The organism is Mesobacillus boroniphilus JCM 21738, assembly GCF_000517385.1.
In the GTDB taxonomy this organism is placed as follows: Bacteria; Bacillota; Bacilli; order Bacillales; family Cytobacillaceae; genus Mesobacillus; species Mesobacillus boroniphilus.
In genome coordinates this window covers 1-5,991 of sequence record NZ_BAUW01000142.1, presented here as the reverse complement: position 1 = coordinate 5,991, position 5,991 = coordinate 1, and the positions used below count along the sequence as shown (strand labels likewise).

The following is a 5,991-nucleotide window of genomic DNA, read 5'->3' as shown; positions in this document are numbered from 1 at the left end:
CCCTTAAACAGATGAATCCGAAGCTGCTTTCAGAATATGAATTTCGGGCATGATGGAAATTAGGATGGAAGTGAAGCGATGAAAAGGATTACGAGGATCACTTGTTATTATTGAGAAAAGATCGAAAAAGAGCTCAGAAATTATCTAAATGAATACGAATTAGCAAATCAAAAGTTTCATAAATTCCCCTTTTTACAATCTTGGCCAGCTGCTTCAATAGAAAAATTCAGGCTCCCCAATCCAATTATTAGAATTCTCGCTGCTAAAAGAGCCTTATCCTCAATGATAAGGCTCTTTTAGCATCAGTTTCACAGAACGTTGAGTGAGTATACTTTTTGATGCGGTTCCATCGAGTCTCGATCCACCAAATCGTAAAAGAAAGAAAAAGATCCTGCGTTTCCCATTTTTAAAGTTTCGGGTACACGACGGTCCCATCTTCTTCGATGATTGGCATGGCTCCCCACTTCCCCAAGTCATGAGGGACAATCTCAGGATTCCCCTCGGAATCGGGTATGAGATGGAGTACATCCCATCCATTTGCCTGCAGCCAGTTGCTGATAAGAAGACGGTGGCATCTTGCCGGATGATGTTCTGAACACATATAGACGAGATTGCTTTCTTTAGCCTGTTCCTTTAGCTGTTCCAAAGCATACTGGAAATCCTTTGTCAGTGTATAATCCGCATAATTATGAAACGAGCGGTTGTTCCATCCTTCATTCAACTTCTCGCCTATCTGTCCCGACAGTTTCCTTCTCCCGCCAAGACCAGGAAAATGGCGATAATGAATCCCTGCTTCCCTCAACCACTGGGCCATGTTTTCTTTTTTAAAATGTGAATTATTCCGACTTGCAGGAAATGCCCGCACATCCGCCACAAAGCTAATTTCAGCTGCTTTCAAAAACGTTATGAATTGTTCTTTTGAATGGTTGTAATGTCCAATCGTATATACCTTCATAATCTTCTCTCCCTTTAAAAAAGAGTCTGTTAATTAGACTTATGATTTCCGTATATTAACTCTCGATTTCCGAGGGGCGACTAAGCTCAAGTGCCCTCCGCTACATTCAACAGCTGCTAGAAAGCAACCTTTTTAACATAGCCAAAACAAAATAGATGTCATCTTAAATTACCCGTATTTCATGAAAATGGATCAATGGAAGCGCAGGGACGTACCCTTTTCTTCGATAATATAAAAGTGCCTTAGTCCATAGAGGATCAAGGAACCTGAGTTTTTTTTACTTCATCCATTTTAACTACTAAAATCTATTTACATCAAGTCATTAGCAGATTCATGAGATAGACTTTGGCTGCTCTTTGCTTTGCTTCGAATTAGGCAGTTTTTTAACATCCATTCATCTAAAACTAATCGGTTGGCTGTTCAGTTTGTTCTGTTTCGATCTTCCTAGACAATCTATTTTTAATGATAGGACTCCACTGGCTTATAATTTCACCTTATATCATATGAAATAGCCACTATACAAAACTATAATCGCCTTGATTGTTCTGTTACTCTTTCCTCTATTAGAAAACGAAATCCCTCTGTCATGATATAAAAGTAGTCGGCTCTAAATATTTATAGGCAGCCGACTGCTATAGAAAATCCTATTCTTGTTTCCTGATTTTCACTCTCCAAATCATATGGTCAAAATTTTTACCCCAATAATCCTTTAATAGAATATCTGGTTCTCCAAATTTCTTTTTCCATATAAGTTGTGCAATTTTATATCCACTATCCAGGCAAAATTCTTCTATCCTGTTACTTCGCATTGTTTCATACATTGCATTCAATAGTAAGTTTCCTACTCCATTCCTCTGATAGTCAGGATGGACAAATACTGTACCTACCTCGACAAGTGCTTCGAAAGCATGATCTGAAACATTTCTTATGATTTCATTTGCTGGGCCAAATTCAATTGAACCTATAATTTTGTCACCATAGAATGCTATTAAAAAATATCTTTCCTTACCATTACTTTTAAAATCACTATTTAAGTATCTTTTTTTCATTTCAATCTCTTCATTGATATCATTTAATTGATTACTAATACCTTCTTTAATAAATGTATCGATGATCACTGTTCTAAAAAAGTCGTTCAACTGTTCACGATCCTCAGTTTTCGGTCTTCTAATATTCACCTGAAGCATCCAAAACGCCTCCATACACCCACGGAATTTTTGTGATTCACGGCAACAACGTCAAAACCGCAAAAAAGTGCATAACTGATGCTGCCAACACAAACAGATGCCAAATTGCATGATGATAATGAAACCCTCTCCACACATAAAAAATGGCTCCAATTGTATACAAAACTCCCCCAATCACCAGGAATAGCAGTCCTTGTGAGGATACATTCTGTGTCAGCGGTCCCCAGGCAAAGACGATCAGCCAGCCCATGACGACATATAACACCGTGGATGTATTAAGGAAGCGTTTGACGAACAGCGATTTGAATACTGTTCCGGCGATGGACAGGCCCCAAACGATTCCGAACAGTGTCCACCCTAATGCTCCTTTTACGGCGATAAATAGGAATGGTGTATAGGTGCCGGCAATGAAGAAATAGATGGATGAGTGGTCCATGATTTCAAAAAAGTCCTTTGCTCTGCCGGGTGGGAAACTGTGGACGAGGTTGATGATGTGTATAGCAGTACCATGGTGACACCGAATAAGGTGAAACTCACGACATGCCAGGCTGTTCCGTATAAGGAAGCAAACACGATCAGGATGACGAGGGCTGCGATGCTTAATAATCCACCGATGCCATGGATGATTGCGTTTGCGATTTCCTCTCTTTTCGTAAATACATGTACATTGGCCATACTTTTGACTCCTTTGCTCTATATAACAAACGGTCGGTCTGATCCGTTTCTTCTATTATATTAGAACATTAGTATAACACTTATGACTTTAATAACTGAAATGAAAAAGGAGCGGAAATATCCCGCTCCTTTCTTATGTTTATTTTCGGTTGCCTTTTAGATTTACTCCAATAGCTGCGCCATTTCTGCTTGAGTCGGCGACTCCCTTAAAAGTACCGTTCTCGCAGTCGATTTGGATGCTTTGGACATTACCGATGGTTGTCGGGCTAGCTCCAAATTTATGTCCCATGGCATTCAGTTCGCTTAGTGTATCCCCGCTGATGCCATCTTCATAGCGATAGGAATTAAGATTGTTGGTGTATATCCTTGGCTGCTCAACTGCTTCCTTGAGCTCCATATCATACTCAATGGCATGGATGATGGTTTGCAGCACGGAGGTAATGATGGTCGGGCCTCCTGGAGATCCAACCGTCAAGATTGGTTCGCCGTTTTCAAAAACAATTGTCGGTGTCATGCTGCTCAACGGGCGTTTGTTTGGCTGAACTTCATTCGCTCCTCCAGGAACTGCATCAAAGTCAGTCAATTCATTGTTCAGCATGAACCCATAACCAGGCACCATGATGCCCGTTCCAAACACCTGTTCAATTGTTGTTGTGTAGGAGACAACATTTCCCCATTTGTCCGCAACAGTAAAGTGGGTTGTTTCTCCATACTTCCTGTCATTTGGCTGGCTTGTTGGTGTAAAGTTCGCCTCAGAATTTTCATACTTCCAAGGGTCACCTGCTGTTGGAGTCTGATTGACAGAATCCATGCTGATCAGTTCCTGGCGCTCCTTGATGTAATCAGGGTGGAGCAATCCATTCACAGGAACATTGACAAACTCAGGATCTCCAGCGTATGCGGCACGGTCAGCGTAAGCAAGATGCATCGCTTCGGCCAAAAGATGATATTTCTCTGCCGAATTGACATCATATTGGGACAGATTGAAATCATCCAGTATTTTCAGCATTTGCAGCAGGAAGACACCGCCTGAACTTGGTGGAGGCATGCTGGCAATTTCGTAGCCCTGATAGTCACCCCAAACCGGTTCATCGACAGTTACATCATACTTTGCCAGATCCTCGGGAGTCATCGATCCTCCGAAATCCTGGACTACATCTGCAACTGCTTCTGCTATCTCTCCTTTATAGAGTGCATCAGTACCTTTTGAACGTATTAGCTTGAAGGTTTTAGCCAGGTCGTCCTGAACAAGAACATCCCCCTCTTGAAGCGGCTTGCCGTCAGGAAGGAACACCTCAGCTGCTGCTGATCTTAATAACTTGTCCTGATTATCAGCAATTGCATCTGCCAGGACTGAATCAATCGGGAATCCCTTGTCTGCTAGCTTAATAGATGGTCCGATCAGCTGCTGGAGCGGACGTGTTCCCCACATTTCAAGTGCTGTTTCAAGTCCTTTTAATGTGCCGGGCACTCCTACTGCTTTACCCCCGGTTGAGCGTTCTGAAAAAGGAATAGGCTTCCCGTTTTCATCAAGGAACATGTCTGGCGTCGCACCCTCGGGAGCACGCTCACGGCTGTTCACGATTGTGGTTTCCTTTGTTTTTCCGTCATAAACCATCATGAAACCACCGCCGCCGATTCCTGACATCATTGGCTCAACAACATTCAGCGCGAACTGAATGGCAACGGAAGCATCAATCGCATTTCCGCCTTTGCGAAGGACCTCAGCTCCGATCTCTGATGCAAGCGGATGGGCCGTCGCAACCATTCCATCCTTTCCCACATCCACCTGGCTGTACTGGTCGTAGCTGAATTGCGGTTTTTTAGCCAGTCCTGCTGCAGGCATTGTCCCGGCTAGCAACAGAATACTGAGCAGCGCAAACAGCCCGGTACGTAAGAAGTTTTTCAAATGAATCCCTCCTGTTTAATTTGATTTCAATATTATGGTAGGGGAAATAGAAGAGTAATAGCAAATATTTAACCGAATTTTCTCAATTTTATAACTATAATACTAGCTCTTTTGACGGAAGGGGTAAATTAGGCACGGATATGGATAGTCCAAAAGAATGAGGATGGATTTATAATGAAGAATGGATTCATTAAGCATAAATCCGCAGCATTTCAGAATCCTTGCATATAGAAACAGAACTCGCGGACGAAAAAGAAGACAAGGATTCACCCTGCTTTCATTCATTAATCAATATAAAACTTTTGCTATCTTCTTCTCCCTCTCCATACACCCATCTGAAAAATAAACACCGTATAAGTAACGAAAATCGAAGAGGAAATGATGATCTGCTGATGATTGGACCAGATAGTAAGAATGGTTTTTTTAAGGTTGCCTGTCAGAAACAGATAGTAGACATACACCAATAAGAAGGAAAGAAATAGTAAGAAGACAAAACGGAGCATACGAAAGAAAGAGCTTCCTTCGAAAAACGTTCTAGGATCTTTACTTTCTTTGTTAGAAAGTATTGTTTTAGCCATCAACCACACCCCATTTACGCGCGATTCACATTCATATATTTTAATATTCTTCCCCATCGGGCTATTTCCTCCTAAAAAAACAAACAGCTCTCACCTGTATATTAAGTTGTGCCCCTATTTGATTGACCGTGATCACGTTTGTAGCGGCCTATTTTTCATACTATAATGAAGAAAACCATTAACAGGGAGTTGTACCATGGCTAAACATAAGATCTACACAATGAGTTTCGCAAGCGTCTATCCTCATTATGTGAATAAGGCGGAAAGAAAAGGACGGACGAAAGCAGAAGTCGATGAAATCATCACCTGGTTGACAGGGTATAGCCAGGCAGAGTTGGAAGCAATTCTGGAAAAACAGACAGACTTTGAGACCTTCTTCGCAGAAGCTCCTCAAATGAATCCTTCGAGGGACTTGATAAAAGGTGTAGTATGTGGAGTCCGAGTAGAAGACATCGAAGAACCAACGATGAGAGAAATCCGCTACCTGGACAAGCTGATCGATGAGTTGGCAAAGGGAAAAAAGATGGAGAAAATTTTGCGGAAATAATCAACACCGACCTGATATAAGGTCGGTGTTTTTTGTAATGTATACAAACTAGCTAAATACCATTGTTAATAAATCCATTTAAAACTACTGGTGCATATCTGCTACCTGAATTATTCATACTTCCTAGCTGATTCCTGTTT

General features: G+C 41.6%; 5 protein-coding genes and 1 pseudogene. 1 reads left to right on the top strand and 5 read right to left on the bottom strand.

All coding sequences use genetic code 11. The features are described from left to right. Nucleotides 1-406: 406 nt before the first annotated feature. The 5 genes and pseudogenes from JCM21738_RS20635 to JCM21738_RS20615 form a co-directional block, all read right to left on the bottom strand. Nucleotides 407-955, bottom strand: a complete 549-nt coding sequence (locus JCM21738_RS20635; RefSeq protein WP_023614520.1) for a DUF488 domain-containing protein — start codon at nt 953-955, stop codon at nt 407-409. Nucleotides 956-1,599: 644 nt separating this feature from the next. After that, nucleotides 1,600-2,142 (bottom strand): GNAT family N-acetyltransferase, encoded by a 543-nt coding sequence (locus JCM21738_RS20630; RefSeq protein ID WP_023614521.1) that lies wholly within the window; start codon nt 2,140-2,142, stop codon nt 1,600-1,602. Nucleotides 2,143-2,179: 37 nt separating this feature from the next. Beyond that, nucleotides 2,180-2,817 (bottom strand): annotated as a pseudogene (gene trhA / locus JCM21738_RS20625) (PAQR family membrane homeostasis protein TrhA). Between the two features lie 139 nt (nt 2,818-2,956). Then, nucleotides 2,957-4,663 (bottom strand): gamma-glutamyltransferase, encoded by a 1,707-nt coding sequence (gene ggt / locus JCM21738_RS20620; RefSeq protein WP_081742191.1) that lies wholly within the window; start codon nt 4,661-4,663, stop codon nt 2,957-2,959. Between the two features lie 368 nt (nt 4,664-5,031). After that, a complete protein-coding gene (locus JCM21738_RS20615; RefSeq protein WP_023614524.1) occupies nt 5,032-5,361 on the bottom strand; it encodes a hypothetical protein in 330 nt (109 codons plus the stop codon). A 139-nt stretch (nt 5,362-5,500) separates the two neighbouring features. Here JCM21738_RS20615 and JCM21738_RS20610 point away from each other — a divergent pair, with 139 nt between their 5' ends. Next, nucleotides 5,501-5,851 carry a DUF2200 domain-containing protein gene (locus JCM21738_RS20610; protein WP_023614525.1) on the top strand — a complete coding sequence of 117 codons (351 nt, stop codon included), beginning with the start codon at nt 5,501-5,503 and terminating at the stop codon, nt 5,849-5,851. Nucleotides 5,852-5,991 lie beyond the last annotated feature (140 nt).

Coding starts and splice junctions, on each gene's coding strand:
- JCM21738_RS20635 (WP_023614520.1), bottom strand. CDS start 955: ATGAAGGTATATACGATTGGACATTACAACCATTCAAAAGAACAATTC.
- JCM21738_RS20615 (WP_023614524.1), bottom strand. CDS start 5,361: ATGGGGAAGAATATTAAAATATATGAATGTGAATCGCGCGTAAATGGG.
- JCM21738_RS20610 (WP_023614525.1), top strand. CDS start 5,501: ATGGCTAAACATAAGATCTACACAATGAGTTTCGCAAGCGTCTATCCT.
- JCM21738_RS20630 (WP_023614521.1), bottom strand. CDS start 2,142: ATGCTTCAGGTGAATATTAGAAGACCGAAAACTGAGGATCGTGAACAG.
- ggt (WP_081742191.1), bottom strand. CDS start 4,663: ATGCCTGCAGCAGGACTGGCTAAAAAACCGCAATTCAGCTACGACCAG.